At 71.7% G+C, this 26,339-nt stretch carries 31 protein-coding genes and 1 riboswitch; of the genes, 14 read left to right on the top strand and 17 right to left on the bottom strand.

Annotated elements, in window-relative coordinates; translation table 11 throughout:
• The first annotated feature begins 18 nt into the window (after positions 1-18).
• The gene (locus ACZ6TV_RS47870; protein WP_465307033.1) at positions 19-444 is read left to right on the top strand and encodes a roadblock/LC7 domain-containing protein; all 426 of its coding nucleotides are present in this window, start codon (positions 19-21) and stop codon (positions 442-444) included.
• 98 nt (positions 445-542) lie between these two features.
• Positions 543-914: a roadblock/LC7 domain-containing protein gene (locus tag ACZ6TV_RS47865; RefSeq protein ID WP_465307031.1), complete on the top strand. Its 372-nt coding sequence runs from the start codon at positions 543-545 to the stop codon at positions 912-914.
• Between the two features lie 10 nt (positions 915-924).
• Here the strand turns inward: ACZ6TV_RS47865 and ppdK are convergent, their stop codons facing one another.
• On the bottom strand, positions 925-3,597 hold the full coding sequence (gene ppdK, locus ACZ6TV_RS47860) for a pyruvate, phosphate dikinase (RefSeq protein WP_465307029.1): 2,673 nt from the start codon (positions 3,595-3,597) through the stop codon (positions 925-927).
• 299 nt (positions 3,598-3,896) lie between these two features.
• On the opposite strand from ppdK, the gene dusB reads away from it, so the two are divergent.
• Positions 3,897-5,024, top strand: a complete 1,128-nt coding sequence (dusB, locus tag ACZ6TV_RS47855) for a tRNA dihydrouridine synthase DusB (protein ID WP_465307027.1) — start codon at positions 3,897-3,899, stop codon at positions 5,022-5,024.
• Positions 5,025-5,093: 69 nt separating this feature from the next.
• Here the strand turns inward: dusB and ACZ6TV_RS47850 are convergent, their stop codons facing one another.
• The 3 genes from ACZ6TV_RS47850 to ACZ6TV_RS47840 all read right to left on the bottom strand — a co-directional run bounded on the left by ACZ6TV_RS47850 (position 5,094) and on the right by ACZ6TV_RS47840 (position 6,456).
• A complete protein-coding gene (locus ACZ6TV_RS47850; RefSeq protein WP_465307025.1) occupies positions 5,094-5,429 on the bottom strand; it encodes an XRE family transcriptional regulator in 336 nt (111 codons plus the stop codon).
• A 44-nt stretch (positions 5,430-5,473) separates the two neighbouring features.
• Positions 5,474-5,806 (bottom strand): type II toxin-antitoxin system RelE/ParE family toxin, encoded by a 333-nt coding sequence (locus ACZ6TV_RS47845; RefSeq protein WP_465307023.1) that lies wholly within the window; start codon positions 5,804-5,806, stop codon positions 5,474-5,476.
• Between the two features lie 227 nt (positions 5,807-6,033).
• Positions 6,034-6,456, bottom strand: a complete 423-nt coding sequence (locus tag ACZ6TV_RS47840) for a hypothetical protein (RefSeq protein ID WP_465307021.1) — start codon at positions 6,454-6,456, stop codon at positions 6,034-6,036.
• Positions 6,457-6,691: 235 nt separating this feature from the next.
• Here ACZ6TV_RS47840 and ACZ6TV_RS47835 point away from each other — a divergent pair, with 235 nt between their 5' ends.
• Complete coding sequence (locus ACZ6TV_RS47835) at positions 6,692-7,156, top strand: hypothetical protein (protein ID WP_465307019.1); 465 nt, start codon at positions 6,692-6,694, stop codon at positions 7,154-7,156.
• A gap of 47 nt (positions 7,157-7,203) precedes the next feature.
• Positions 7,204-8,160, top strand: a complete 957-nt coding sequence (locus ACZ6TV_RS47830; protein WP_465307017.1) for an NAD(P)H-binding protein — start codon at positions 7,204-7,206, stop codon at positions 8,158-8,160.
• Here the strand turns inward: ACZ6TV_RS47830 and ACZ6TV_RS47825 are convergent.
• The 3 genes from ACZ6TV_RS47825 to ACZ6TV_RS47815 are packed head-to-tail and all read right to left on the bottom strand — an operon-like array spanning position 8,061 to position 10,586.
• The gene (locus ACZ6TV_RS47825; protein WP_465307015.1) at positions 8,061-8,684 is read right to left on the bottom strand and encodes a hypothetical protein; all 624 of its coding nucleotides are present in this window, start codon (positions 8,682-8,684) and stop codon (positions 8,061-8,063) included. The genes ACZ6TV_RS47830 and ACZ6TV_RS47825 overlap by 100 nt on opposite strands.
• 43 nt (positions 8,685-8,727) lie before the next feature.
• Positions 8,728-9,525 (bottom strand): SAM-dependent methyltransferase, encoded by a 798-nt coding sequence (locus tag ACZ6TV_RS47820; protein WP_465307013.1) that lies wholly within the window; start codon positions 9,523-9,525, stop codon positions 8,728-8,730.
• 38 nt (positions 9,526-9,563) lie between these two features.
• Positions 9,564-10,586, bottom strand: a complete 1,023-nt coding sequence (locus ACZ6TV_RS47815; RefSeq protein ID WP_465307011.1) for an aldo/keto reductase — start codon at positions 10,584-10,586, stop codon at positions 9,564-9,566.
• Between the two features lie 10 nt (positions 10,587-10,596).
• On the opposite strand from ACZ6TV_RS47815, the gene ACZ6TV_RS47810 reads away from it, so the two are divergent.
• Positions 10,597-11,448, top strand: coding sequence for a zf-HC2 domain-containing protein (locus ACZ6TV_RS47810; protein WP_465307009.1), 852 nt, complete (start codon positions 10,597-10,599; stop codon positions 11,446-11,448).
• On the opposite strand, the gene cobF is transcribed toward ACZ6TV_RS47810, so the two are convergent.
• The gene (gene cobF, locus ACZ6TV_RS47805; RefSeq protein WP_465307007.1) at positions 11,445-12,200 is read right to left on the bottom strand and encodes a precorrin-6A synthase (deacetylating); all 756 of its coding nucleotides are present in this window, start codon (positions 12,198-12,200) and stop codon (positions 11,445-11,447) included. The genes ACZ6TV_RS47810 and cobF overlap by 4 nt on opposite strands.
• Before the next feature lie 41 nt (positions 12,201-12,241).
• On the opposite strand from cobF, the gene ACZ6TV_RS47800 reads away from it, so the two are divergent.
• On the top strand, positions 12,242-13,213 hold the full coding sequence (locus tag ACZ6TV_RS47800) for a class I SAM-dependent methyltransferase (RefSeq protein WP_465307005.1): 972 nt from the start codon (positions 12,242-12,244) through the stop codon (positions 13,211-13,213).
• A 22-nt stretch (positions 13,214-13,235) separates the two neighbouring features.
• On the opposite strand, the gene ACZ6TV_RS47795 is transcribed toward ACZ6TV_RS47800, so the two are convergent.
• The 5 genes from ACZ6TV_RS47795 to ACZ6TV_RS47775 all read right to left on the bottom strand — a co-directional run bounded on the left by ACZ6TV_RS47795 (position 13,236) and on the right by ACZ6TV_RS47775 (position 17,320).
• Positions 13,236-13,721, bottom strand: coding sequence for a YcxB family protein (locus ACZ6TV_RS47795; protein WP_465307003.1), 486 nt, complete (start codon positions 13,719-13,721; stop codon positions 13,236-13,238).
• A gap of 158 nt (positions 13,722-13,879) precedes the next feature.
• A complete protein-coding gene (locus tag ACZ6TV_RS47790; RefSeq protein ID WP_465307001.1) occupies positions 13,880-14,611 on the bottom strand; it encodes a histidine phosphatase family protein in 732 nt (243 codons plus the stop codon).
• Positions 14,612-15,403 (bottom strand): TIGR03943 family putative permease subunit, encoded by a 792-nt coding sequence (locus ACZ6TV_RS47785; protein WP_465306999.1) that lies wholly within the window; start codon positions 15,401-15,403, stop codon positions 14,612-14,614.
• A 225-nt stretch (positions 15,404-15,628) separates the two neighbouring features.
• Positions 15,629-16,207: a hypothetical protein gene (locus tag ACZ6TV_RS47780; RefSeq protein WP_465306997.1), complete on the bottom strand. Its 579-nt coding sequence runs from the start codon at positions 16,205-16,207 to the stop codon at positions 15,629-15,631.
• Positions 16,208-16,321: 114 nt separating this feature from the next.
• On the bottom strand, positions 16,322-17,320 hold the full coding sequence (locus ACZ6TV_RS47775) for a permease (protein ID WP_465306995.1): 999 nt from the start codon (positions 17,318-17,320) through the stop codon (positions 16,322-16,324).
• A 42-nt stretch (positions 17,321-17,362) separates the two neighbouring features.
• Here ACZ6TV_RS47775 and ACZ6TV_RS47770 point away from each other — a divergent pair, with 42 nt between their 5' ends.
• Positions 17,363-17,788, top strand: a complete 426-nt coding sequence (locus tag ACZ6TV_RS47770) for an XdhC family protein (RefSeq protein WP_465306993.1) — start codon at positions 17,363-17,365, stop codon at positions 17,786-17,788.
• Here the strand turns inward: ACZ6TV_RS47770 and ACZ6TV_RS47765 are convergent.
• The 3 genes from ACZ6TV_RS47765 to ACZ6TV_RS47755 all read right to left on the bottom strand — a co-directional run bounded on the left by ACZ6TV_RS47765 (position 17,785) and on the right by ACZ6TV_RS47755 (position 20,164).
• Entirely contained in the window at positions 17,785-19,167 is a 1,383-nt protein-coding gene (locus ACZ6TV_RS47765; protein WP_465306991.1) for a glycine--tRNA ligase, read from the bottom strand. The genes ACZ6TV_RS47770 and ACZ6TV_RS47765 overlap by 4 nt on opposite strands.
• Positions 19,168-19,315: 148 nt before the next feature.
• On the bottom strand, positions 19,316-19,810 hold the full coding sequence (locus ACZ6TV_RS47760; protein WP_465306989.1) for an Rv0361 family membrane protein: 495 nt from the start codon (positions 19,808-19,810) through the stop codon (positions 19,316-19,318).
• A 30-nt stretch (positions 19,811-19,840) separates the two neighbouring features.
• Positions 19,841-20,164, bottom strand: a complete 324-nt coding sequence (locus tag ACZ6TV_RS47755; RefSeq protein ID WP_354781982.1) for an antibiotic biosynthesis monooxygenase family protein — start codon at positions 20,162-20,164, stop codon at positions 19,841-19,843.
• Positions 20,165-20,213: 49 nt separating this feature from the next.
• Here ACZ6TV_RS47755 and ACZ6TV_RS47750 point away from each other — a divergent pair, with 49 nt between their 5' ends.
• The 5 genes from ACZ6TV_RS47750 (at position 20,214) to ACZ6TV_RS47730 (ending at position 23,134) form a co-directional block, all read left to right on the top strand.
• On the top strand, positions 20,214-20,462 hold the full coding sequence (locus ACZ6TV_RS47750; RefSeq protein WP_465306987.1) for a DUF6703 family protein: 249 nt from the start codon (positions 20,214-20,216) through the stop codon (positions 20,460-20,462).
• Positions 20,463-20,501: 39 nt separating this feature from the next.
• Complete coding sequence (locus ACZ6TV_RS47745; RefSeq protein WP_465306985.1) at positions 20,502-21,257, top strand: metal ABC transporter ATP-binding protein; 756 nt, start codon at positions 20,502-20,504, stop codon at positions 21,255-21,257.
• A complete protein-coding gene (locus ACZ6TV_RS47740; RefSeq protein WP_465306983.1) occupies positions 21,254-22,141 on the top strand; it encodes a metal ABC transporter permease in 888 nt (295 codons plus the stop codon). Before ACZ6TV_RS47745 ends, ACZ6TV_RS47740 begins: the two co-directional genes overlap by 4 nt.
• Positions 22,142-22,164: 23 nt before the next feature.
• Entirely contained in the window at positions 22,165-22,458 is a 294-nt protein-coding gene (locus ACZ6TV_RS47735; protein WP_354781990.1) for an ArsR/SmtB family transcription factor, read from the top strand.
• Between the two features lie 79 nt (positions 22,459-22,537).
• On the top strand, positions 22,538-23,134 hold the full coding sequence (locus ACZ6TV_RS47730; RefSeq protein WP_465306981.1) for a hypothetical protein: 597 nt from the start codon (positions 22,538-22,540) through the stop codon (positions 23,132-23,134).
• A 151-nt stretch (positions 23,135-23,285) separates the two neighbouring features.
• Here ACZ6TV_RS47730 and ACZ6TV_RS47725 read toward each other — a convergent pair whose 3' ends face one another.
• Positions 23,286-25,247 carry an acyl-CoA dehydrogenase family protein gene (locus tag ACZ6TV_RS47725; protein WP_465306979.1) on the bottom strand — a complete coding sequence of 654 codons (1,962 nt, stop codon included), beginning with the start codon at positions 25,245-25,247 and terminating at the stop codon, positions 23,286-23,288.
• 153 nt (positions 25,248-25,400) lie between these two features.
• A riboswitch (TPP riboswitch) is annotated at positions 25,401-25,506 on the top strand.
• 75 nt (positions 25,507-25,581) lie between these two features.
• On the opposite strand from ACZ6TV_RS47725, the gene ACZ6TV_RS47720 reads away from it, so the two are divergent.
• Complete coding sequence (locus ACZ6TV_RS47720; RefSeq protein WP_465306977.1) at positions 25,582-26,148, top strand: ECF transporter S component; 567 nt, start codon at positions 25,582-25,584, stop codon at positions 26,146-26,148.
• Positions 26,149-26,339 lie beyond the last annotated feature (191 nt).

Here is a 26,339-nt window from a genome sequence, read left to right as displayed (position 1 = left end):
CACGGAGGTGCAACGACAATGACCACCGATACGGAACTGCGCGGCGAGCTCCTCGCGGAGCTGGGCCGGCTGCGCCGGGCCGTGCCGGAGCTCACCGGATGCCTGGTCGCCAGCACCGACGGCCTGCTCATCGTCGACGAGGCCGAGACGGTGGTCGCCGAGGGGGTCGCCGCGCTCGCGGCGGCGTGCCTCGGCGTCAGCCAGCGCATCGCCGACAGCGCCGGCCACGACAACTTCCAGGAGGTACTGATCAGCAGCATGGGCGGGCACGTCGCCATGTACATGGCCGGTCACGGCGCCGTGCTGGTCCTGCTCGCCGACGCCGACGCGAACGTCGGGCGGCTGCACCACGAGGCACGGCGGTCGATCGGCGTGGTGTCGCACGTGGTGGCCACCGCCGCGCTCAGCTTCGCCCAGGCGATCCCGGAGCCGGCCCGATGGTAGGCCGCGGCGGCGGGGTCCACCGGCGACCGAGACGAACGAACGAACAGAACCCCATACCAAGCGACACTCCCCCCACCACCAAGCTCACGGAGGTAGCCATGGCGGACATGGAAACTGCGCTCAAGGAACTCATGACCATCGACGGCGCTGTCGGCGTCGCCCTGGTGGACTACAACAGCGGCATGGCGCTCGGCGTGCTCGGCGGTTCGAAGGACCTGGACCTGACCGTGGCGGCGGCCGGCAACACCGACGTGGTCCGGGCCAAGATGCGCACCATCGAGATGCTCAACCTCAAGGACGGCATCGAGGACATCCTGATCACGCTGAACAACCAGTACCACCTGATCAGGCCGGTCACCGGCCGCTCGGGCAAGGGGCTGTTCCTCTACCTCGCCCTGCTGCGGTCCCGGGCCAACCTCGCGCTGGCCCGGCACCACCTCGCCCGCATCGAAGAGGAGCTCGACGTCTGATCGTCCGCTGTCAACGGGTGTCGGAGGTCGACTGCTCGGTCACGGCCGCGCGGCCGGCCTCCAACCGTGCCACGGGCACCCGGAACGGTGAGCACGACACGTAGTCGAGGCCGACCTCGTGGAAGAAGTGCACCGACTCGGGGTCGCCGCCGTGCTCGCCGCAGACCCCGAAGTGCAGCTCCGGCCGGGCCGCCCGGCCCTCGTCGACGGCGATGCGCACGAGCCGCCCGACGCCGTCGCGGTCGATGGACTCGAACGGCGACACCCCGAAGATGCCGAGCTCGAGGTACCGCCAGAAGAACGCGCCCTCGACGTCGTCGCGGGAGAAGCCCCAGCCCATCTGGGTCAGGTCGTTGGTCCCGAACGAGAAGAAGTCGGCGGCCTGGGCGATGTCGCCCGCGGTCAGCGCGGCCCTCGGCACCTCGATCATCGTGCCGATCTTCACCTCGACGTCGTGCTCGCCGATGATCTTCTCCGCCTCGGCGCGGATCGTCTCCAGCTCCTGCACGGCACCGACGAGCGGCACCATGATCTCCGGGCGGGCGCCGTCGACCTGCGCGGCGGCCTCGACGATCGCCCGGACCTGCATCGCGAACAGCCCGGGGATGACCAGGCCGAGGCGCACGCCGCGCAGCCCCAGCATCGGGTTCTCCTCGTGCATCCGGCGTACGGCGTCCAGGAGGTCCTTGTCGTGGCCGGGATCCTGCCCGCGCTCCTCGGCGACGGCGACCTTGACGGCCAGGTCTTCCAGGGGCGGCAGGAACTCGTGCAGCGGCGGGTCGATCAGCCGCACGGTGACCGGCAGGTCCTTCATCTCCCGGAACAGCTCGACGAAGTCGTCCCGTTGCAGCGGCAGCAGCTCGGCCAGGGCCGCGTCGCGCGCCTGCGGGTCGCGGGCCAGGATCAGCCGCTCGACGAGGGCGCGGCGCTCGCCGAGGAACATGTGCTCGGTGCGGCACAGCCCGACGCCCTGCGCGCCGAAGCGGCGGGCCCGCGCCGCGTCCTCGCCGGTGTCGGCGTTGGTGCGCACCTTCAGCCGCCGGCTGCCGTCGGCGTGGGTGAGGATCCGGTGCACCGCGCTGACCAGGGGGTCGGCCTCCGCGTCGAGGGTGCCTTCGAAGTACTGCACGACCGGCGACGGCTGGACGGGCACCTCGCCTAGGTAGACCCGGCCGGTGGTGCCGTCGACGGAGATGACGTCGCCCTCGGAGACGACGTGACCGTCCACCGTGAACTGTCCCTTGTGGAGGTTGACGTCGAGGTCGTCGGCGCCGCATACGCACGTCTTGCCCATGCCGCGGGCGACCACGGCGGCGTGCGAGGTCTTGCCGCCGCGGCTGGTCAGGATGCCCTGGGCGGCGATCATGCCGGGCAGGTCGTCGGGGTTGGTCTCCCGGCGCACCAGGATGACCTGCTCCCCCTCCTTGGCCATGGCGACGGCGTGCTTGGCGTCGAACACGGCCTTGCCGACGGCCGCGCCCGGTGACGCGCCGACGCCCCGGGTGAGCTGCGCCGGCTCTTGTGACAGGTCGAACGTCGGGAACATCAGCTGCGCGAGCTGGGCGCCGTTGACCCGGCGCAGCGCCTCGTCCATGTCGATGACACCCTCGTCGACGAGGTGCGTGGCGATGACGAACGCCGCCGCCGCGGTCCGCTTGCCGACCCGGGTCTGCAGCATCCACAGCTTGCCGCGCTCGATCGTGAACTCGATGTCGCACAGGTCCCGGTAGTGCTCCTCGAGCTTCGCCATGATGGCCATCAGCTCGTCGTAGGCCTGCTTGTTCTTCGTCGCGAGGCCTTCCAGCGGCGTGGTGTTGCGGATGCCGGCGACGACGTCCTCGCCCTGGGCGTTGGCGAGGTAGTCGCCGTAGACGCCGGGTTCACCGGTCGCGGGGTCACGGGTGAAGGCGACGCCGGTGCCGGAGTCGGCGCCCAGGTTGCCGAAGACCATCGCGACGACGTTGACGGCCGTGCCGAGGTCGGTCGGGATCCGCTCCTGCCGCCGGTACAGCACGGCGCGGTCGGCGTTCCACGAGCCGAAGACGGCGCCGACGGCGAGGTCGAGCTGCTCACGCGGGTCCTGCGGGAAGTCGCGGCCGGTGTGCGCGCGGAAGATCTCCTTGTACTTCTCGACGAGCGTCTTCAGCGCGGCGGCGTCGAGGCCCAGGTCGTCCTTCGTCCTCGCGGCGTGCTTCGCGTCGTCGAGGGCGTGCTCGAACTCCTCGCCGGGCACCTCGCACACGGTCTTGCCGAACATCTGGATCAGTCGCCGGTAGGAGTCCCAGGCGAAGCGCTCGTCGCCGCCGGCCTGCGCGGCGAGCCCGTCGACGCTGCTGTCGGTGAGCCCGACGTTGAGCACCGTCTCCATCATGCCGGGCATCGAGAACTTCGCGCCCGAGCGCACCGAGACGAGCAGCGGGTCGTGCCGGTCGCCGAGCTTGCGGCCCATCTTCGCCTCGAGCGCGGCCAGGTGCTCACCGACCTGCCGGTCCATCCCCTCGGGCAGGTCACCCGTCCTGAGGTACGCGCGGCAGGCGTCGGTGGTGATGGTGAACCCCGGCGGCACGGGCAGGCCGAGGTTGGTCATCTCGGCGAGGTTCGCCCCTTTGCCGCCGAGCAGGTCCTTGAGATCGCGGTTACCCTCTTCGAAGTCATAGACGAACTTCTCCACTGAAGCCTCCATGGTGAGCACTGAGCCATCGTTAGGGTTCCCATGTGCCGGACACCGTAAAGCGGCCTCCGGAGCTTTGGCATCGCCTTGAGACAAGTCGCACAAGGAACGGCACAAGTGCCTCTTACGGGTGCATCTGGGAGCGCTCCATCAAGCAGCTTCGCGCATCGTTCATGGTCATGTCCGGTTTACGGCTTTCCGCGTTGCCGCACGTCGAGATGCGTACTGCTGCTACATGCGGCCCGTTTTCGCGCACGACCGAGCATCGTTCCTGCGCGCGGCCAGCACACCGTCGAGCGGCGCGGCATGGCATGCTCGGACACGTGACGCTGAAGCTCGGTCCCTATGTCATCGACCCGCCGGTGGTCCTCGCCCCGATGGCGGGCATCACCAACGTGGCCTTCCGGCAACTGTGCCGCGAACAGGGCGCCGGCCTCTACGTCTGCGAGATGATCACCACCCGCGCTCTGGTCGAACGCAACCCCAAGACCATGAGCATGATCCAGTTCGGCGCGGCCGAGAAGCCGCGGAGCCTCCAGCTGTACGGCGTGGACCCCGCCACCATCCGCAAGGCCGTCGAGATGGTCGTCGAGCAGGACCTGGCCGACCACATCGACATGAACTTCGGCTGCTCCGTCCCGAAGGTCACCCGCCGCGGCGGCGGCTCCGCCCTCCCCTGGAAACGCAAGCTGTTCGGCGACATCGTCCGCTCCGCCGTCGCCGCCGCGGGCGACGTCCCGGTCACCGTCAAGATGCGCATCGGCATCGACGACGACCACGTCACGATGCTCGACGCGGGCCGCATCGCCCAGGACGCCGGTGTCGCGTGGGTCGCCCTGCACGCCCGCACCGCCGCCCAGCGCTACTCAGGTACGGCCAACTGGGACGCCATCGCCGCGTTGAAGTCCACTTTGGACATCCCCGTCCTCGGCAACGGCGACATCTGGGAGGCGTCAGACGCGCTGGAGATGATGTCCCGGACGGGTTGCGACGGCGTCGTGATCGGCCGCGGCTGCCTCGGCCGCCCCTGGCTCTTCGCCGACCTCGCCGCCGCCTTCGCCGGCCGCACCGACCGCGCCTTCCCCACCCAGGGCGAGGTCGCCGCCTTGATGCTCCGCCACGCGACGCTGCTCGTCGAATGGTGGGGCCGGGAGAAGGAAGGCGTGACCGACTTCCGCAAGCACGTCGCCTGGTACCTGAAGGGCTTCCCCGCCGGCGGCGAACTCCGCGCCGCCATGGCCACCTCGTCGTCCCTGGCCGAACTCGGCGCCCTGCTGGCACAACTCGACCCGGACGTGCCGTTCCCCCGCGAGATCCTCGGCCAGCCCAGGGGCCGCACCGGCACCCCGGCAAAGGTGGTCCTCCCCCAGGACTGGCTGGCCGACCGCGACGACGAGACCATCCCCGAGGGCGCAGAACTCGACGACAGCGGCGGCTGACGCTTCGGCAGCAGCCTCCCGCCTTGAAGGGCAGTACCGACTCCGACGGTCCAGAACGTCAGGCAGGTCTCAGCCGAGCACGTACGACTCGTCGCCGAAATCGGCGATTATCTTCAACTTGCCGCCGAGGGCCTGGACGTAGGCGGCGAGCGTGTCGACCTCGCTGCGCGAGATCTCGCCCTTCTCGATCCGGGACACCCGGGCCTGCGTCACGCCCATCACCTTCGCGATGTCCGTCTGTGTCGCGTGCTGCCGGCGGCGGACCTCGGCCAGCCGGTAGGCGCGCGCCTGCGCGATCAGCTCTTGAGCGCCAGCTTGGATCTCCTCGCGCTCAGCCTCGGTGAAGCCGAGCTCGGCCTTCATGTCGTCCCAGGAGATGGCCTGCGGATCCTTGAGGTGGTCCATCACTGCTCACCGTCTTTCTCGTGCAACCGCTGCAGATGCTCGGCTTACGCCGCTTCGGCAATCGGTATCGCTGTTCTGTACCAACCCTGCCAGTTGCCCGCCTTGTCCCCACCGACGAGCAGCACTGCCTGCCGTACCGGATCAAAGACGAACAACAACCGGACCTCGCTCGCGCCGGCCGAACCGGGTCGCAACTCCTTCAAGTTCGCAAGCCTGGAGCCTCGAACCGTGTCCACCAGCGGCCGACCCAACGCGGGACCTTCCACCGCGAGCGCATCGACCGCCGCGCTGATCAGCGTCAAGGTCCGCCGATCGGAATGTCGCAGATCATGAAGCCATGAGCGCACTGGCTCGACCACCACGATCGTCCACGCCACGTCGCGCCTCCGAACATGTCCCTGACATCATATGTCATGAGTGTTGTATCGACCAGATACTACGATCAGTAGTCGCCAGATCGCAAAGTTCGGCTCGCCGGGGCACGCCGGCCGGAAACGGCAGCGGCCGGGATGCGGAAGTCGCATCCCGGCCGCCTGTGGTTGCCGCACCCGTCGACGGGCCTCGACCGCGCGGCCCGGGCCCTCACGGCGCCCGGTGGGGCGGGTCAGCGGTGCCGACGGCCGCCGTACTCGTGGGCGACGAGGATGTACTTGTTGCCCCGGCCGACCCGGTAGCAGTCGGAGTCGTCCCAGAGGCCGCGCTGCTCGCCGATCCAGCCGGCGAAGTTGCACGCGCGCTTGTTCTGGAACGTGCGCACGGTCCAGGACTGGACCCAGCCGCCGTGGCGGTGGCCGTCCCAGCTGCCGTGCCAGCGGCCGTCGCCGCCCCGGCCGTCGCCGCCCCGGCCGTCGCCGCCCCGGCCGTCGCCGCCGCGCCCGTCGCCCGGGTGGTCGTTGCCGCCCGGGCGGGGCTGCGCGACCGTGCTCTTACCGTCCTGGACGGTGGCGGCCGACGCCGCTGAGGCGCCCATCCCGATCACCGCGCCGGCGGCCAGCACCATCCCGGCCATCGCCGTCATTCGCTGCATGTTGCGCATCACGATCCCCCTTGTTTGTGACGATGCGACTACGGTAGGTAAATTTCCGGCTTGAAGCAGACAAAAGTACTCATACTTCGCGTTCAACCTGACAACCGCATAGAGCGCCCAGTTGGCCGACCAGACATCCGTGGTCGGCCGAACAGCGGGCCGACCGATCGGCGACACATCCACGTACCGGCGCGGATCGGGCAGTACCGTGTCGGGCACCGATCAGGGGGATTCGATGACTGGGCGTGGGCAGGCAGGGGCGTTCGGCCCGGCGGCGCTGGTGGCGGCCGGGCTGCTGATGATTCCGTTCACCTGGGTCGTGGGGGTCTTCGCCGCGGAGACCGGGGACCGGGCGCTCGTCATGATGCCGGTCCTCGCCGCGGTCCTCGGGGTCGTCTACCTGGGTCTCGGCGTGGCCGCGTTCGGGCGGCACCGGGCGTGGAGCCGGAAGCTCACGACCGTCAGCGTCGCCCTCGCGTACGGCGAGACCGTCGCCGCCCTCGCCACGATCGTGGTGCTGGCGGTGCTGGGCAACGGCGTCGGGGTGGTCGGACCGGTCGGGTTGTTCCTGGTCATCGGACTGCTCAACCTGCTCGTCATCCGTGCCGGGGCACGCGAGACCCGTGCCGGGGCGCGCGAGACCCCCGCCGGGGCACGCGAGACCCCCGCCGGGGCACGCGAGGTGCAGGGCCGGCATTGACCCCGCGGGGTGGTGCCGCACGGGCGGCGGCCGCCGAGCATGGGGGCATGGACATGGTGCTCGTCACCGGGGCGGCCGGCGGGGTGGGGTCGGTCGGCCGGACCGTCGTGGAGCTGCTGCGCGAGCGGGACGTGCCGGTGCGGGCGTTCGTGCACCGGGAGGACGAGCGGGCCGAGGCGTTGCGGGCGACCGGGGCCGAGGTCGTCGCCGGGGATCTCACCGACGCGGGTGACGTCGTGCGGGCGCTGGACGGGTGCGGGCGGGTGTACTTCGGCATGAGTGTGGCGGCGAGCTACCTGAGGGCCACCGTCACCGTCGCCGCGGCGGCGGGTGAGCGGCGGCAGGACCTCGTGGCGCTGGTGAACATGTCGCAGATGACGGTGTCGGAGATGACGCTGACCAGCACCGGGGAGTCGGCGCAGCACCGGTTGCAGTGGCTCGGTGAGCGGGTCCTGGACTGGTCGGGGCTGCCGGTCGTGCACGTGCGGCCGACCGTCTTCCTGGAGAACCCGATCTTCGCCGGGCTCAGGGGCGGCGAGCTGCGGCTGCCGTTCGGGGCGGCGCGCACGTCGCCGGTCGCGGCGCGGGACGTCGCCGGGGTCGTCGCCGCGGTCCTCACGGCGCCCGGGCCGCACATCGGGAAGGTGTACGAGCTGACCGGCGCGCGCTCGGAGGACATGACGGCGATGGCGGCGGAGTGTTCGGCCGCGCTGGGGCGGACGATCACCTACGTCGACGTCCCGCTCCAGGAGTGGGTCGACGAGGTGCTGACGCCGCTGCACCTGCCGGAGCACCTGCGCGACCACCTGCTCACGATGGTCCGGTTGCATCGCGAGGGCCGGTACGACCGGCTCACCCACGACGTCGAGCAGCTCCTCGGCCGGCCGCCCACCACGGTCCGCGACTACGTGGCCGGGCCGTTGTCGACGAACGCGAACGTGGTCGGCGGGCCCGCGTCGCCGAGCTCCTCGGCGATCAGCCCGTCGCGGCCGGTGCGCAGGTAGACGCCGCCGGCGGAGCTGATCGCGTACGTGGGACGGCCCTGACCGTCCTTCTCCTTGCGCTGTTCGAGGGCGAACAGCTGCCCCGTCGCCGCGGGGTCGCAGGTGGCCGCGACGACCGTCAGCGGGGCGGCGCCGTTGTTCTTGACGCCCATGCAGGACGGCGGGGCCGGCGTCGTGATCCGGTGCTTGCCGGTGCCGTCCGGGGTCAGCACGAACAGGCCCTTGTCGGTGTCGCCGTCGGTGAGCGTCAGCCGGCCCGTGGCGTCGACGGCGAGGATCGACTCGAACGACCCGACCGGCACGATGACGACCTTCCGCCGCCCGGCCAGGACCGGGTCGGTCCCGCTCGGCGCCGGTACACCGGAAGCCGCCGCGGAAGCGGAAGCGGCGGCCGAACCGGTGGCGGAAGCGGCGGTGGAGCCGGCGGCGGACGGCGTTGTGGACGGATCCGTCGAGCCGCACGCGGTGAGCAGGGTCAATGCGGCAGCGGCGGCAAGGACGGGCGGGACCGGGTTCGCCTTCATGACCGGACCTCTACCCGGTCACCCCGCGCCGGGAAACCCTTTGTCAGGGTTTGCGGCCCACCGCGGCGTAGATGGCGACGTCGGCGGGGGTGGCGTCCGGGTAGGCGCCGCGCCAGTCGCAGACGGGGACGATGCCCGGCGAGACCAGGTCCAGGCCCTCGAAGAAGGCGCCGAACTGCTCCGCCGTGCGCGCGTACCCGTCGGTGCGCCCGGCGGCGAACATCGCCCGGTACGCCGCGGCGCCCGCCTCGTCGGCGAAGTCGACGGTCGCGTTCGTGGCGGCCAGGTAGCTGCCGGACGGCAGCGCGTCCAGCAGGGTCCGCACGATCGGCAGGGCCACCTCGTCGGTGTGGATGAAGTGCAGGATCGCCACGAGCAGCAGGCCGACCGGCCGGTCCAGGTCGAGGGTCGCCCGCAGGTCCGGGTGCGAGAGGATCGCGTCCGGGTCGCGCAGGTCCGCTTCCAGGTATGCGGTGCGGCCTTCCGGTGTCCCGGTGAGCAGCGCCCGCGCGTGGGTCAGCACGATCGGGTCGTTGTCGACGTAGACGACGCGGGACGTCGGGTCGGCGCGCTGCGCGAGCTCGTGCGTGTTGTCGGGGACCGGCAGGCCGGTGCCGATGTCGAGGAACTGCCGGACGCCCGCCTCCTCCGCCAGGAACCGCACGGAGGAACGCAGGAACGCCCGGTTGGCGAGCACCGCCGTGCGGACGGTCGGGAACGCGGCGGCGATCTCGTCGCCGGAGGCCCGGTCGGCGGCGAAGTGGTCCTTGCCGCCGAGCCAGTAGTTGTACCGGCGGGCCGGGTGCGGCACCGACGTGTCGATGCGGTCCTGTCCGGCCACGGCCGACTCCCCTCGCGTTCACGAACGACGATGCCAGGCTAGCCGATCGGATCCGCCGGCTGATCGACGACCGCGGCCGCCCCGAACACCCACCGGGTGTTCTGCTCGATGAAGTCCGTGGGGAAGCCGGGCCTGAACCCCGTCGCCGTTTCGAGCCCGGCGACGACCTCGGGCGGCAGCTCGACGTCCAGGGCGCCGAGGTTGTCGGTGAGCTGCTCGAGGGACCGGGCGCCGACGATCGGGTGCACGGCCCGCGAGCGTACCCGGGTCCAGGCGAGCGCGACCTGCGACGGGGTGACGCCGAGCTCGTCCGCCGCGGCCTGCACGGCCCGCGCGACGCCCAGGTCGTGCGCGGAGATCGAGTCCGGGTCGAGGCGCTTCGTCGGGGAGCTGCCGCCGGTGTACTTGCCGCTGAGCACCCCGCCGCCGAGCGGGCTCCACGCGGCGACGGTCATCCCGAACGACTCCGCCATCGGCAGCAGCTCCCGCTCGATGTCGCGGTTCAGCAGGCTGTACGGCACCTGGAGGCCGGCGAACGGGGTCCAGCCGCGCCACTGCGCGAGCGTGTTGGCCCGCGCGACGACCCAGGCGGGCGCGTCGGAGATGCCGACGTGCAGGACCTTCCCGGCGCGTACGGCGTCGTCGAGGGCGCGCATCGTCTCCTCGACCGGCGTGTGCCGGTCCCACATGTGCACCCAGTAGACGTCGACGTGGTCGGTGCGCAGCCGGCGCAGGCTCGTCTCCAGCGACAGGCGCAGGTTCTTGCGGTGGTTGCCGCCGCCGTTGGGGTCGGCCGCGTCGCGGGTGACGCTGTACTTCGTGGCCAGCACGAACCGGTCCCGGCGGCCGTCGAGGAGCTCGCCGAGGAACTCCTCGCTGGCGCCGCCGCGGTAGTTGATGGCGGTGTCGACGACGTTGCCGCCCGCGTCGGCGTACGCGTCGAGGATCTTGCGGCACTCCTCGATCGGCGCGCCGACGCCGCCCTGCTCACCGAACGTCATCGCGCCCAGGAACAGCTCCGAGACGCGCAGCCCGGTGTGCCCGAATGTGCGGTACCGCATCCCAACCCCCGTGATCTTCGTCGATTCCGGGGGCAATGTTAGCCACGCGGGGAACTTCTCCGCCTGTGACGGCGACTACCTGTCCGTGACGTGCATGCGGTTCCGGGAGGCGCTGTCCGCGCGGATGGACGGCGAGGACGAGCCGGTCGCGCCGGCGCTGGTCGACGCGCACCTGGCGCAGTGCGGTGCGTGCCGGCAGTGGCAGCAGGACGCGTTCGCGGCGACGCGGCTCGCCCGGCTGCGCCCCCTGCCCGCCGTGCCGGCCCCGGCGGAACGCCTGCTGGCCGGGTTCTCCCCGGCTCCTTCGCGGTCGCGGCGGCGGCTGGGGTACGGGCTGCGCGTCCTGCTCGGGGTCTTCGGCGCGGCGCAGTTCGTGCTGGGGATCGCCCAGGCGGCGAACGCGGCGACCGCGCACGTGCACCAGGCCGGGCACGTGTTCCACGAGTCGGCGGCCTGGAACGTGGCGATCGGCGCCGGGTTCGCCTGGATCGCGACCCGGCGGGCGACGCCCTCGGGCGCGCTGCCGATGCTGACCGCGTTCGTGGCCCTGCTCGCGCTGCTGTCCGCCAACGACCTCCTGGCCGGGGCGGTGGAGACGGCGCGGCTGGTCAGCCACGGGTTCGTCCTCGCCGGGTACGCGATCGTCGTGGCGCTGTCCCGGCCGGCGCTCGACCCGGGCGGGCCACCCGCCGACCGGCGGCGCCCGCCGCGCCGGTTCGGGCGGCCGCCGGGCCTCGACGCCGTCCCCGACGCGCCGCCGGCCCCCGCGCGGCTGCGCCTCATCCAGGGCCACGCCGTCATCCAGGGCCACGCCGTCCAGGGCCACGCCTCGGCCGCGGCGGTCGCCGAGCGGGCCGCCTAGACCCGGCGGAGCAGGTAGGTGTCCATGATCCAGCCCTTGCGGGCGCGGGCCTCCCGGCGGACCGTCTCGATCTCGTCGAGGACCTTGCCGAGCCGCCCGGCGACCAGCAGCTCGTCCGGGGTGCCGAGGTACGCGCCCCAGTAGATGTCGACGTCCTCGTCGCGGTACCGGCGGCAGGCGAGGTCGGCGTCGAGCATGACGACGACGTCGTCGCAGCCCTCGGGCCAGCCCGCGGCGAGCCGGCGGCCCGTGGTGATGTGGACGGGTCCGGCGACCCGGTTCAGCATGATCCGGTGCCGGGCGGTCAGCGCCTGCACGCTGGTGATACCGGGGATGACCTCGTAGTCGACGGCGACGTTGCCCCGCGCGGCGATCGTGTCGAGGATGCGGATCGTGCCGTCGTACAACGCCGGGTCCCCCCAGGCGAGGATGCCGCCGACGGCGCCGTCCCCGAGGTGGGTCAGCAGCGCCTCCTCGATCAGCCGCGCCCGCTCGTCGCGCCAGTCCCGCACCGCGCCCTCGTAGTCGGCGGCGACCCTGTCGCGGGGCGGGTCGGCGATGACCACCGTCCGGAACGGCCGCTCCGTGGCGAACCGGTCGCAGATCTCCCGCCGCGCCCCGGTCAGGTCCGCGGTCGTGTCACCCTTGTCGAGCACGAAGAACACGTCGACGGCGTTCATGGCGTTGACCGCCTGCACGGTGACGTGGTCCGGGTCGCCCGCGCCGATTCCGATGATCAGTACCTTTCGCACCGGCCCATGATGTCAGGCGGCCCGTTCTGCATGATGGACCCATGACACAGGACCGGTGGGACGAGGTCATGGCCCTGCTCGTCGAGGCGGTGCCGGCGGGCGGCGTCTCGGTGGTCGTCGACGGCACCGACGCCGCCACGGGCCCCACGGCCGACCGGCTCGCCGCGGCGTTGCTGGCCGCCGGCCGTCCCTGCACCCGCCTGCCGTCCGCCGCTCCCGCCGGGTCCGTGCGCCTGGCCGACGGCGCCGCGGCGCGGGGCTGCCCGCCGGACGGCGGCTGGGACGTCGTGGTGTGGCTGCGCACGTCGCGCCGGGAGCACACCGCCGACGGCGCCAGGGGCGACACCGCCGACGTCGTCGTCGACCTGCACGACCCCGGCTGGCCGGTGATCCGGCACGTCGCCGCGCGCCTGCTCGACCGGCGCCGCTGGTACCTCGTGGAGTCCCGTGCCTTCTTCGGTGTCCGCGCGGGCACGTGGGACGCGAAGTTCGGCGACGACCTGCCCGCCTACGCCGCCGCGGTCGCCGCCGCCGCGCTGCCGCCGGGCGGGATCGTCGTCGACGCCGGCTGCGGCACCGGCCGCGCCCTGCCCGCGCTGCGCGCCGCGGTCGGCCCCGCCGGACTCGCCGTCGGTCTCGACCACACCCCGCAGATGCTGGCCGTGGCCCGCGGGAAGGGCAACGGCGGGCTGGTCCTCGCCGACGCGGGGCGGCTGCCGTTCGCCTCGGGCAGCGTCGACGCCGTCTTCGCCGCGGGCCTCGTCATGCACCTGCCGGACCCGGTCGACGGCCTGCGCGAGCTCGCCCGCGTCACGAAACCCGGCGGGCGTCTCGTCCTCTTCCACCCGACGGGCCGGGCCGCGCTCGCCGCCCGCCACGGCCGGGTCCTGCGCCCCGACGACCCGCTCGCCGAGGTCCCGCTGACCGCGGCGGCCGCCGCGGCGGGCTGGCACCTCACCACCTACGACGACGGCGAGTCCCGTTTCCTGGCGCTCGCCGACCGCCGCGCCTGAGCCGTCACGTCGCGGCCTGCTTTCAGGTCGTGGCGTGCTTGTGCCCGAGCAGCCCGCGCGACACCAGGAACGCCCGCACCGTCGCCGCGTCGGCGGGCGGCAGCTTCGTCCACGGCAGCACGAGCGGGTTGATCCCGGCGACCGTCACGACCCAGAACTCGGGCGTCTCCCGGACCGTCTGCACCGACTCCCAGCGATACCCCATGTTGAGGCTCTTGGTGTGCGCCTGGATGTCGGTGTCCGTCAGCTCGTACGTCACCGTCTCGCCGAGCAGGCCGGTCCTCGCCTGCGCCGCCGCCCGCGACACCAGCCACGGGAAGCACAGCAGCCCCGCCCCGAGCACCGTCGGCGCCGCCCCGGACGGGATGTCGTTGACGAACATCGCGATCCCGGCCACGGCGAGCACCCCGCCGAACACGTACATCCGCATCAGCTTCCCACCCATGGTGGTCTGGATCGCACGACGAGCCCGGGCCTGATCCGGCTCGACCGTGAAGCTGATGTGCATCGCTCTCCCCCATCGACGCGCACACCGTACACCCGCTTGATCGGCCCGATGGGGCACGGTCGCCCCTTCCCCGGACCCGCTCGCCCGCCGTCTCGCTCGACGGCTTTTCGACCCATGGACTCAGGACGGCCGGCCGGCCGTCCCGATCCGGGCGGGTGTCAGATGCCGTCGGTCGCCGAGCCCACCGTCCAGTACACGCGGTTGTAGTCCTCCAGCTCCAGCTGCTCGCCCGACCCGGCGAGCCGATACGTCGTCACGCCGCAGTTGGCGGGGCTCTCCCCGTCGGGCCAGCGCTGGGCCCGCTGGTAGTCCCACCGCTCCAGCAGGAACCTGAAACACCGCAACGTCCCGCCGTGCGTCACGACCATGATCTTCTGGCCGGCCCGGTCGCGGAACAGCGTGTCCAGGAACGTGTGGACCCGCCCCGTCACGTCAGCGAGGCTCTCCCCGCCCGGCGGGCGCGCCATGAACCCGCCGAACGTCTGCCAGTACTCGTTCAGCCACGGGAACGCCGCTTCCGCCTCGGCGGTCGTCATGTCGTAGGCGAAGCCGGGGTCGCGCTCACGGATGAAGAGGTTGGTGCGCACCCGCATCCGGTCGCGCTCCTGCGCCGTGTACGCACCGAGAATCCCCTCGGCGGTCTGCACCGTCCTCGCATAGCCGCTCGTGTACACGTAGTCGAACACCCCGAACCGGTCCCGGATCGCGTGCCCGGTCTGCGCCGCCTGCTTGTGCCCGTCGGCCGTCAGATCGATGAGATGGTCGGGCACGCCGCGCACCACCTGCCGCGCCGCGGCGTCGGCGAAATACACGCTGCCCTTTTTCGCCTGGTTGCGGGCCGACTCGGCGTGCCGGACGAGCACCAGCAGGGTCGGACGTCTGAACTCCATCTACGACTCGTACTGCTCAGCGGGCGCCGCGATCAACGTGACCTCCGCCACCTCGATGAACGGGATCGTCTCCCCGTTGACGGTGTCCTTCACCTGCCGGCCCGTGTACCTGCCGGTCACCCGCAGCCACTGCTCCTCGCCGAGCCCGCCGGGCAGCTCCCCCGCCAGCGCCACCTTCACCGGCCGGGCGTCGGCGGCGCAGCAGCTGACCATCATCCGCGCCAGCAGCCAGGTGCCCTCCGGCCCGCGCATCGCGAACCCGGTCAGCTCGACCCGCCGCTCCCCGAGCGACACCCCCTTGTCGAACACCGCCCTGGACGCGTAGTCGAGCATCGTCAGCTTGACCGGGTCACCGGCGGGCAGCGGCGCGAAGTCGGACTTCTCCACCAGCGCCGACCCGGACCGGTTCGCCGCATACGACCCGAGCGCCGGCGGCGCGACCAGCAGCAGCCCGAACACCGGCGCCAGCAGCAGCCAGGCCACCTTCGGCCCGCCCGCCCCGTGCCCGTGCCCGTCGTCATCCGAGTGCCCGTCGCCGTGTCCGTGCCCGTGCTCTTGGTCTTGGTCGTGCTCGCCGCTGCCGGCAACGGGCCCGGCGGTGGCGACGGCCCGGGCGGGGCGCAGCTCATACCAGAGCGAGAAGACCCCGGCGACCACCAGGATCACCCCGGACAGGACCAGATACGGCTGAAGCCCGGGCTTGACGTAGTTCAGGTACTGGTCGGTGAGGCTGGCCCGCAGCACCGCACCCCCGATCAGCAGCAGAATGACGGCCTGCGCCTGCCTGTTCACATCGACACCATCCCACCTGCCGTGGACATTCCGACCGCACTCACACCCACCACCGGCACACCACCGCCCGGCGACCCGCACCCTGCACCGATCACCGGCCCGTTCACGGCACCACCACCGCTACGACGACTCCCGCTCCGACCCGAAGCACCCCAAGCCGAGCCGCACCCCGCACCGACGAAAGGCGCACCCGCGACCCGCACCCGGCACCACTCAGCCGACCGTTCACGACACCACCGCCACGGCGACGCCCGCCACAACCCGAACCGCCCCGGGCCGAGGCACAACCGACGCCCCCAGGAGCGGCGGCCGCTGGCCCGGTCGAAGGGGCAGGGTCGGGTCGGCGAGCCACGACAGGATCGTCCCCACGACGGCCGACACCGCGACCGGCCCGCACCAAGCCACACCGCGCGCCCGCGCCAGGAACGACGGCCGCGCGCCCCGCCGAAACGCCACGACCAGAGGTGGGACCAGGTCGGTGAGCCGAGACAGGACCGTCCCGACGCCGGCCGAGACCACGACCGAGCCGAACCGAGCCGAACCGCACACCCACACCAGCGCCAGCGCCAGCGCCAGCGCCAGGAGCAATGGCTGATCGCCCGGTCGAAGCGGCACGGCCGGGAGCAGGGTCGGGTCGGCGAGCCACGCCAGGATCGTCCCCACGACGGCCGAGACCATGACCGCCCCGCATTGAGCCGCGCCGCGCACCCGCACCAGCGCCAGGAGCGACGGCTGATCGCCCGGTCGAAGCGGCACGGCCGGGAGCAGGGTCGGGTCGGCGAGCCACGCCAGGATCGTCCCCACAACAGCCGACACCGCGACCGACCAGCACCAAGCCACACCGCGCGCCCGCGCCAGGGGCGACGGCCGCGCGCCCGGGCGGAGCGGCACGGCCAGAGGTGAGATCGGGGCGGTGGGTCACAGCAGGATCGTCCCCACGACCGCGGAGACCGCGATGGCCAGCACGAACGTCGCCGGGGCGAAGCGCAGGGCGAAGGCGCGGCCGAAGATGCCCGCCTGCATGGCGAAGAGCTTCAGGTCGATCATCGGGCCGACGACCATGAACGCCAGGCGGGCGGTCATGGAGAACTGGGTCAGGGAGGCGGCGACGAACGCGTCGGCCTCCGAGCAGATGGACAGCAGGACGGCGAGCAGGCCCAGCACGAGGATCGCGACGAACGGGTCGGCGGCGAGGTGCGCGAGCCAGGACTTGGGCACGACGACGGCGATGACGGCCGCCGACGCGGCGCCGATGACGAGGAACCCGCCGGCGTGCAGCACGTCGTGCCGGATGCTGGCCCAGAACGCCGGCCACTTGTCCATGCCGTCGAGGTGGGCACGGGACGGCATGCGCAGCCAGCTGCCCTTGCCGAACGACTGCCACAGCCAGCCCATCGCGCACGCGACGACGAGGCTGGCGAGGGCGCGGGCGACGACGACGCGGGGCTGGCCGGGGAACGCGACCGCGGTCGAGACGAGGACGATCGGGTTGACCGCCGGCGAGGCGAGCAGGAACGCGAACGCGGCGGCGGGGGTCACGCCGCGGCGGACGAGGGCGCCGGCGACGGGCACGGACGCGCATTCGCAGCCGGGCAGGACGACACCGGCGACGCTCGCGGTCGGCACGGCGAGCGCGGGGTGCTTCGGCAGGGCCTTGGCGAAGAACGACGGCGGCACGAAGACCGCGATGATCCCCGACAGCACGACCCCGAACACCAGGAACGGGATCGCCTGGGTCATGACCGACACGAACACGGTCAGCCAGGTCTGCAGCGCGGGCGCCGACAGCGACTTCGTGAGCGGCCCGCGGAACAGCACCACCACGACGAGCAGCGCGGCGAGCACCTCGACCGAGCCGATCCGCCGCCGCGGCCGGTCAGTGCCGGACGCCGGGGAAGTCTGCTGAGTGACAGTCACGCATGGAGGCTACCGTCCAGGTATGACGCAAAGACGAAGCGCATGAGCACAGGCCCTGAAAAGGCGATCGTCGCCGTGTTCGACACGCCGGTCGCCGCGCACCTGCTCGACTTCGCGACGACGCTGGGCTTCCGGGTCGCCCTGGCGGACCCGGACCTCGCGGGCACGGACATCGACGGCGGCACCGACATCGTCGTCACCGATCACGACCGTCCGGAGCTGGGTGCCGTGCTGAGGGACGCCCTCGCCACACCGGCCCGCTGGATCGGGGTCATGGGCAACCCGCGACACGAGGGCCCGCACGTGCGGGCGCTGCGCGACCTCGGTGTCCCGGACGGGGAGATCGCCAGGGTGCACCGCCCGATCGGCCTGAACATCGGCTCGAGGACGCCGGCGGAGATCGCGCTCGCGACCCTCGCCGGCCTCGTCGCCGACCGCAACGGCCGACCGGGCGGAACCGTCTTCTAGCAGCCCGGCAGCCGCTCGATCAGGTAGGTCTCGACCTGGTCGAGGGACACCCGCTCCTGCGTCATCGTGTCCCGGTCGCGGACCGTGACGGCGTTGTCGTTGAGCGTCTCGAAGTCGACCGTGAGGCAGTACGGCGTGCCGATCTCGTCCTGGCGACGGTACCGCCGGCCGATGCCCTGCGCGTCGTCGAAGTCGACGGTCCACCGCTTGCGCAGCTGCTTGGCCAGGTCACGGGCCTTCGGCGACAGGTCCGCGTTGCGCGACAGCGGCAGGACGGCGGCCTTGACCGGGGCGAGCCGCTTGTCGAAGCGCATGACCGTGCGCTTGTCGACGCTGCCGCTGGTGTTCGGCGCCTCGTCCTCGTCATACGCCTCGAGCAGGAACGCGAGGACCGCGCGGGTGAGGCCGGCGGCGGGCTCGATGACGTAGGGGACCCAGCGCTCCTTCTTCTCCTGGTCGAAGTAGGACAGGTCGACACCGGAGTGCTTGGAGTGCGTCGTCAGGTCGAAGTCGGTGCGGTTGGCGATGCCTTCGAGCTCGGAGAACTCCTGGCCGCCGAAGCGGAAGCGGTACTCGATGTCGACGGTGCGCTTCGAGTAGTGCGACAGCTTCTCCTTCGGGTGCTCGTAGAAGCGCAGGTTGTCGGCGGAGAGGCCGAGGTCGAGATACCAGTTCCAGCGCTCCTGGAGCCAGTACTCGTGGGCCTCCTCGTCCTTGCCGGGCTCGACGAAGTACTCCATCTCCATCTGCTCGAACTCGCGCGTGCGGAAGATGAAGTTGCCGGGGGTGATCTCGTTGCGGAAGCTCTTGCCGACCTGCGCGATGCCGAACGGCGGCTTCTTACGGGCGGCGCCCTCGATGTTCTTGTAGTTGATGAAGATGCCCTGGGCGGTCTCGGGCCGCAGGTAGTGCAGGCCCTCGTCGTTCTCGACCGCGCCGAGGTAAGTCTTCATCAGGCCGTTGAACATGCGCGGCTCGCTGAACGTGCCCTTGTTGCCGCAGTTGGGGCAGTTGATCTCGCCGAGGGCGAAGGGCTTGTCGGCGCCGTGCTTCTCGACGAACGCCTCTTCGAGGTGGTCGGCGCGGAACCGCTTGTGGCACGACGCGCACTCGGTCAGCGGGTCGACGAACGCGTCGACGTGGCCGGAGGCGACCCACACGTCGCGGGAGAGGATGACCGCGGAGTCCAGGCCGACGATGTCGTCGCGCTGCTGGACCATGGTGCGCCACCACTGCCGGCGGACGTTGTCCTTGAGCTCGACGCCGAGGGGACCGTAGTCCCAGGCGGAGCGGGTGCCCCCGTAGATCTCGCTGGACGGGAAGACAAAGCCGCGGCGCTTCGCGAGGCTGACGACGGAATCGATGCGATCGGCGGCCATGGTTCCTCCTCGGCCTTGCGGCGACTGGCTGTCGGCAAGGCGGTGCTGAAATGTCGGTCAGGACGGGCAAACCGTCAACGTCCACATCGACGGTACGGTTACGCCCGGGCGGGCCGCACCAGATTAACCGCAGTGCCGCGGGACGGGATCAGTCGACCCCTCCGCAGATCACCCACCGGGTCGTCTGCTGCAGCATGGTGAAGGTCATGAGCGTCTCGCCCTGGCCGCGGCGCTGCACGGTCGCCGGGACCTGCAGGAGGTTCACGTCGACGTCGTCCTCGTGGACGGTGAAGGCGGTGACCTCCGAGCGCTCATACTCGGCCTCATACCACGTGACGGGGTGGGTGCGCTGCTGCTCGGGGCACAGCTGCCCGCGGGCGGTCTCGTAGTCCGTGGCCCGCACCGCGGTCAGGTAGTCGTTGACGACGCTGGCCATCTGGGAGCGGGCGACGCCTTCGAGCCCGGTGAACAGGAACCCGCCGCCGAGGACCCCGCCGACGCAGCACAGCACGAGGACGAGCCCGCCGACGCCGAGGCCGATCCACAGGCCGCGCATGTCCCGGTCGCGGGGCGGCGACGCGAACGGCGTCACCACGCCTGGGCCGGGTGGCGGTGCCGGCACCTCGGTCGGCGGGGGCATCATGCCCCCAACATTAGCCAACTCCGCGGAAGGCTACGCGCGGTCGCTCGCGGTGACCGTGAGCGCACCGCCGGGAGCGACCTCGGCGAGTTCCTCGTACGCCGACGGCTCGTCGAGGGACTGGGCGAGCAGCGGTGTGGCGTACATCTTCACGTCGAAGGCCGACAGTGCCCGCCGGTAGGCGCCGACGGACTGCCACTCGGTGACGATGCTCCAGTGCGCCGGGTCGTCGAACGCGCGGGCCAGGCGCCCGCGGAGATACCCTGGGCAGGCCGCGAGGGCGCCGAGCGCGGTGTGGGCACGCTCGACGAAGCCTTCGTCGTCGCCGTCCAGCACGAATCTTGTCACCACCAGCATGCCGCGAGCATACGGACGCCCGCGGCCGGACATGAGGAGCCTGCCCGAGATGACCCAGCGAGTGCTGACCCGGCTGGGCCGGATCAAACCGACCGCGGCGTTCCTCGGCGTCGGCGTGCTCGTGTTCGTCGCCCTGGTCCTGCCGGGCGCGGTGGGTGCCGTGCTGCTGCTCGCCCTGGCGGCCGGCGCCGGGTGGCTGCTCGCCCAGACGTGGTCGCTGCACCAGCCGCGGGCGCGGGTGATGCGGGTGATGATCCTGGGGCTGATCGTGTTCATCGCCGTCGCGAAGCTCACCTGAAGTTGACAACGATTCCCATTATCAGGCACGCTCGGCGGCGTGGTACTTGAGGTGGACCGGGCCGTCGTCGCGTATGACGGCCGACCTGTGCTCGACGGGGTGTCGCTGAGCGTCGCCCCCGCCGAGGTCGTGGCGATCCTCGGGGCCAACGGTTCCGGCAAGTCGACCCTGGTGAAGTCGGCCCTGGGTCTGGTACCCCTGGCGAGCGGCGAGGTCCGCCTGTTCGGCACCGCGCTGAAGCGCTTCCGGGCGTGGCACCGGCTCGGGTATGTCCCGCAGCGCGTCGGCGCCGGCAGCGGCGTCCCCGCCACGGTGGGCGAGGTCGTCGCCGAGGGCCGCCTGGCCCGGCGCGGGTTCCTGCGCCCACCGTCGCGTGCCGACCGGCGGGCCGTCGAGGAGGCGCTCACCGCCGTCGGTCTCGCCGACCGCGCCCGCGAGCCCGTGTCCGTGCTGTCCGGCGGTCAGCAGCAGCGGGTCCTCATCGCCCGGGCCCTCGCCGGCGCACCCGAGCTGCTGGTCCTCGACGAGCCGACGGCCGGCGTGGACGCGGCCAGCCAGGAGGCGTTCGCCGCGTGCCTGCACCGCTTCGTCGACCAGGGCGGCACCGTGGTCTTCGTGGCGCACGAGCTCGGCCCGCTGCGACCGCTGATCACCCGCGCGGTCGTCGTGCACCACGGCGAGATCATCCACGACGGCACGCCCCCGGAGCCCGCGGACCACCACGCCGAGCCCGGCCACGACCACGTCCACCCGCACGCCGCCGTCGAGGCGCCTGGCCTGCTGGGATCGGCATGAGCATCCTTCAGTACGACTTCATGATCCGCGCCCTGGTCGGCGCCCTGATCACGGGTGCCGCCGCGCCCGCCATCGGGATCTATCTCGTGCAGCGGCGGCTGTCGCTGATCGGCGACGGCCTCGGCCACGTGGCGCTCACCGGTGTCGGGTTCGGCCTGCTGCTGCACCAGTCCCCCGTGCTCATGGCCGTGATCGCCGCGGCGCTCGGCGCCGTCGTCATCGAGCTGGTCCGCGAACGCGGCAAGACCTCCGGCGACGTCGCCCTGGCCATGCTGTTCTACGGCGGCATCTCCGGCGGCGTCGTGCTGGTCAACCTGTCGGACGAGCAGAGCAGCCGCAGCCTCGTCACGTACCTGTTCGGTTCGCCGCTGACGACCAGCCGGCAGGACCTGGCGGTGATGCTCATCCTCGGCTGCGCGGTCCTCGCGGTGGCCGTCCTGCTCCGCCCGTGGCTGTTCGCGGTCTGCCACGACGAGGAGTACGCGCGGGTCTCCGGCCTGCCGGTGCGCGCCCTCAACCTCGTCCTCGCCGTGACGACGGCCGTCACCGTCACCGTCGCCATGCGCGCCGTCGGCCTGCTGCTGGTCAGCGCCCTGATGGTGGTGCCGGTGGCGACCGCGCAGCAGATCACCCGCGGTTTCAGGGCGACGATGCTCGTCGCGGTGGTCCTCGGCCTCGTCGTGTCCGGCGGCGGCATCTGGGTCTCCACCGCCGCCGACACCGGTCCGGGCGCCACGGTCGTCCTGCTCGCCATCGCCGGCTTCTTCACCGTCACCGTCGGCGCCGCGGCGGTGCGGGCGGTGCGGCGCCGTACCGGCGCAAGACCCGCGACCGAGGAACGCACCCGACCCGAGGTGGTGCTCGACCGTGTGGACCATGGTTAACGACAACGGTTACCGTTGCGCACATGTCGAGCATTGAGGGTTACGAGGCGGCCGGCGAGCTGTTGCGTGCCCTCGCCGCCCCCCTGCGCATCCGCATCGTCACCGAACTCGCCGGCGGTCCCCGCTGCGTCCACGAGCTCGTCGACACGCTCGGCGCGCCGCAGCCGCTCGTGTCGCAGCACCTGCGCGTCCTGCGCGGGGCGGGCGTCGTGCGGGGCTCGCGCCGCGGCCGCGAGATCGCGTACGCCCTGACCGACGACCACATCGCCCACATCGTCGCCGACGCCGTCTCCCACGCGCGGGAGAACTCCCACTGACGTCCCGCGATCCCGGCGGCGCCCGGCGCGGGCCGGCGCACACAGTGCGGCCACAGCGCCGGTAGGTCAGGCTTGAGCGGTGAAGCTCTATGCCGACCGTGCCCCCACCGCCCTGCGGCAGTTCCTCACCGACGTGTTCGTGGTCGTTTGGGTCTATGTCTGGGTCAGGCTGGGGATGATGCTGTTCGACCTCATTCAGAAGCTGGCGGTGCCGGGGCAGAAGCTCGAAGGCGCCGGGACCGGTCTCGCCGACAACCTGCAGGGCGCCGGCGACAAGATCAACGGCGTGCCGGGCGTACCCGACTCGGTGGCGGCACCGTTCACCAACGCGGCGAACGCGGCCCGCTCCCTCGCCGACGCCGGCCGCCAGCAGCAGGACATCGTCAACGACCTGGCCTGGATCCTGTCGGTGCTGGTGGTCGCGGTGCCGGTCGCGATGCTGGTCCTGCTGTGGCTGCCGCTGCGGATCCGGTGGATGCGCCGGGCCGGGTCGGCGGCCCGGCTGCGCAACGCCACCGCCGGGCGTGACCTGCTGGCCCTGCGGGCCCTGGCCACCCAGCCGCTGGGCAAGCTGGTGAGGATCGACCCCGAGATCGCCGCGCTGTGGCGCAAGGGCGACAAGCAGGCGGTCGAGGCCCTCGCCAGCCTGGAGCTGCGCAGCCTCGGCCTGCGCTGAAAACGGCGGTGGCCCCCGCCGGGGGCCACCGCCGTCAGCGTAAACTACGGGCGGTAGCGGACTCGAAGATCAATTAGGATCCGCTCGCTAGGATGGAAAAGCAAGAGGAACGCCACCCCAGCCGGGCCGCGATGCGTCTCCCGGCAGCGGGTCAGAAGCGCCGGCGGACGTCCTCGGCAGTCGATTCGCCGGGCTCCCAGGTCGCCAGCCACGGCCCCGACGCGGCGGGCGGGATGATGCCCTCCTCGAGCGACAGGTATCGGCCGGCGATGACCCGCTTCGCGGCGGCCGACTCGATCGCGTCGGCGTTGTCCCACAGGTCACGGAAGAGGGCCTCGGCACGCAGGGTGGCCTGGCGGCAGAAGAGGTCCGCGAGCTCGATCCCTTCGGGCCGGTCGGACCGCTCGCCGCGGGCCTTGACGCAGGCGGCCGACATCGCGAACAGCTCCGCGCCGATGTCGACGACCCGGCCGAGGAAGCCCTGCTTGTGTTCGAGTTTGCCCTGCCAGCGGGCCATGCCGTAGAAGGTCTCGCGGGCCAGGCGGCGGGAGGCGCGCTCGACGTAGCGCAGGTGCTGCGCGAGGGGCCCGAACTCGTTGAAGCCCGACGGCAGCTGCCCCTTGCCGGCGACCAGGGTCGGCAGCCACCTGGCGTAGAAGCCGCCCGCCTTGCCGGCCGCCTTCGCTTTCGCGCCGAGGCCCGCGTCGGGGTCGATGATGTCGCCGGCGACGGACAGGTGGGCGTCGACGGCCTCCCGGGCGATCGCGAGGTGCATGATCTCGGTCGAGCCCTCGAAGATGCGGTTGATGCGCAGGTCACGCAGGATCTGCTCGGCCGGGATCGGGCGTTCGCCGCGGGCGGCGAGGGAGTCGGCGGTCTCGTAGCCGCGGCCGCCGCGGATCTGGATGAGCTCGTCGGCGACCTTCCACGCCAGTTCGCTGGCGTACAGCTTGACCAGGGCGGCCTCGATGCGGATGTCGTTCTGGTCGTCGTCGGCGAGGCGGCAGGAGATCTCCAGCATCGCCTCCATCCCGTACGTGGAGCCGGCGATGAACGCGATCTTCTTGGCGATCGCCTCGTACGTGCCGATCGGGCGGCCCATCTGGACGCGTTCGGCGGCCCATTCACGGGCGACGTTGAGGCACCACTTGCCGGCGCCGACGCACATCGCGGGCAGCGACAGCCGGCCGGTGTTCAGGGTGCTCAGCGCGATCCGCAGGCCCTGGCCCTCGCCGCCGATGATGTTGGCGGCCGGCACCCGTACGTCATGGAAGCGGGTCACGCTGTTCTCCAGGCCGCGCAGGCCCATGAACTCGTTGCGCCGCTCGATCGTCACGCCGGGCGCGTCGCCCTCGACCACGAACGCGGTGATGCCGCCGCGGTGGCCTTCGCTCTTCGGTACCAGCGCCATGACGACGAACAGGGTGGCGAGGGTGCCGTTGGTGGCCCACAGCTTCACGCCGTTGAGCAGGTAGTCGCCGTCCCCGGTGGGCACGGCGGAGGTGCGCAGGTTCGCCGGGTAGGAGCCGACCTCGGGCTCGGTCAGCAGGAACGCGGACACCTCACCGCCGGCGAGCCGGGGCAGGAACTTCCGCTTCTGCTCGTCGGTGCCGACGAGCTTCAACGGCTGCGGCACGCCGATCGACTGGTGCGCGGACAGCAGCGCGCCGATCGACGGGTTGACGGAGCCGACGAGGGCGAGCGCCCGGCAGTAGTCGAGGTTGGACAGGCCGACGCCGCCGTAGTCGGGGTCGATCTTCATCCCGAACGCGCCGAGCGAGCCGAGCTCCCGGAGGACCTCGTCGGGGATCTTCGCGTCGCGTTCGATCTGCTGGCCGTCGACGCCGCTGATGTACGAGCGCAGCCTGGCGAGAAACTCCCGGCCCGCCTCCGCGTGCTTGTCGGCGGGCGGAGGGTCGATCAGGTCGAGGCGGAACCGGCCCAGGAACAGCTCCTTGCCGAAGCTCGGCTTGCGCCATTCCGCCTCGCGGCTGGCCTCGATGACCTTCCGCGCCTGCTTCTCCGTGTGGGCGGTCTGAGTGGTCTGGGCGGTCTGAGCGGTTTGAGCAGTCTGAGCGCTGGTGGCGGTCGAGTCAGAAGCGACCTGCGTCATTGCGGCACCCCCAGGTGTCAAGTCCTGTACCAGCCAGGCTATTACCCGCGAGTAGCCAAGGCCATGCCTCGCCGGGAAGGATCAAGCGCCGTGATTTTCGCGACCTGAACCTTCGTGTGAAGTTCGTTCACTGTTACCGTCGGGAAACAACTCCACATCCGACAGGGGAGCGCACAGCGCTGAGAGTGCGGCCGAAAGCCGCAGACCCTTGAACCTGATCTGGGTAATGCCAGCGCAGGAAGCTCGGTCACCTCACGCAACACACCACGTCCAGGCGATCTGGTCGTGGTGTCGCGTCTCCTTCTGGCTCACCCCCGAACCAGGAGGCACCGAAATGGAAACCCGTTGGCGGACCGTCGACATCATCGTCGCGTCGGTCATCGCGGTGGCGTTCGCCGCCGTGTTCTACGCGTGGAACAACCTGTGGAACGCCATGGACAGCGTCGCGCTGCCGTGGCGGGCCTTCATCTACGGCGTGTGGCTGATCCCGGGCGTGCTCGGCCCGCTGGTCATCCGCAAGCCGGGCGCCGGGCTCTACACCGAGTTCGTCGCGGCCCTCGTCTCGGCGCTGTTCGGCTCGACCTGGGGCCTCGGCGTGCTGCTGTCCGGCCTGGTGCAGGGCGTCGGCGGCGAGTTCGGCTTCGCGTTCACCGGCTACCGCAGCTTCAAGCTCGGCAACGCCGTCGTCGCGGGAGCGCTCGCGGGCGGCGGCGCGGCACTGCTGGACCTCAACGTGTACTACGGCGCGTTCAGCAACTCGGACAAGGCCCTGTACGCGGCGATCGTCATGGTCAGCGGCGCGGTGATCGCCGGCGCCGGCTCGTGGGCGCTGCAGCGTTCCCTGGCGACGACCGGCGTCCTGGACCGGTTCCCCTCGGGCCGCGAACGAGCGGCGGTCTAAAGGGCCCGCCGCCGGAGCGCAGCGGAGGTGGCGGCTTGAGCGGCCAGCGAAGCGTCTCGGGCCGCTCATCATGTGACAGTTCCGGCTCAGGCCGACGCCGGAGCGCAGCGGAGGTGGCGGCTTGAGCGGCCAGCGAAGCGTCTCGGGCCGCTCATCATGTGACAGTTCCGGCTCAGGCCGACGCCGGAGCG

The organism is Dactylosporangium sp. NPDC051087 (assembly GCF_055586325.1).
This window is presented reverse-complemented; position numbering and strand designations above follow the sequence as displayed.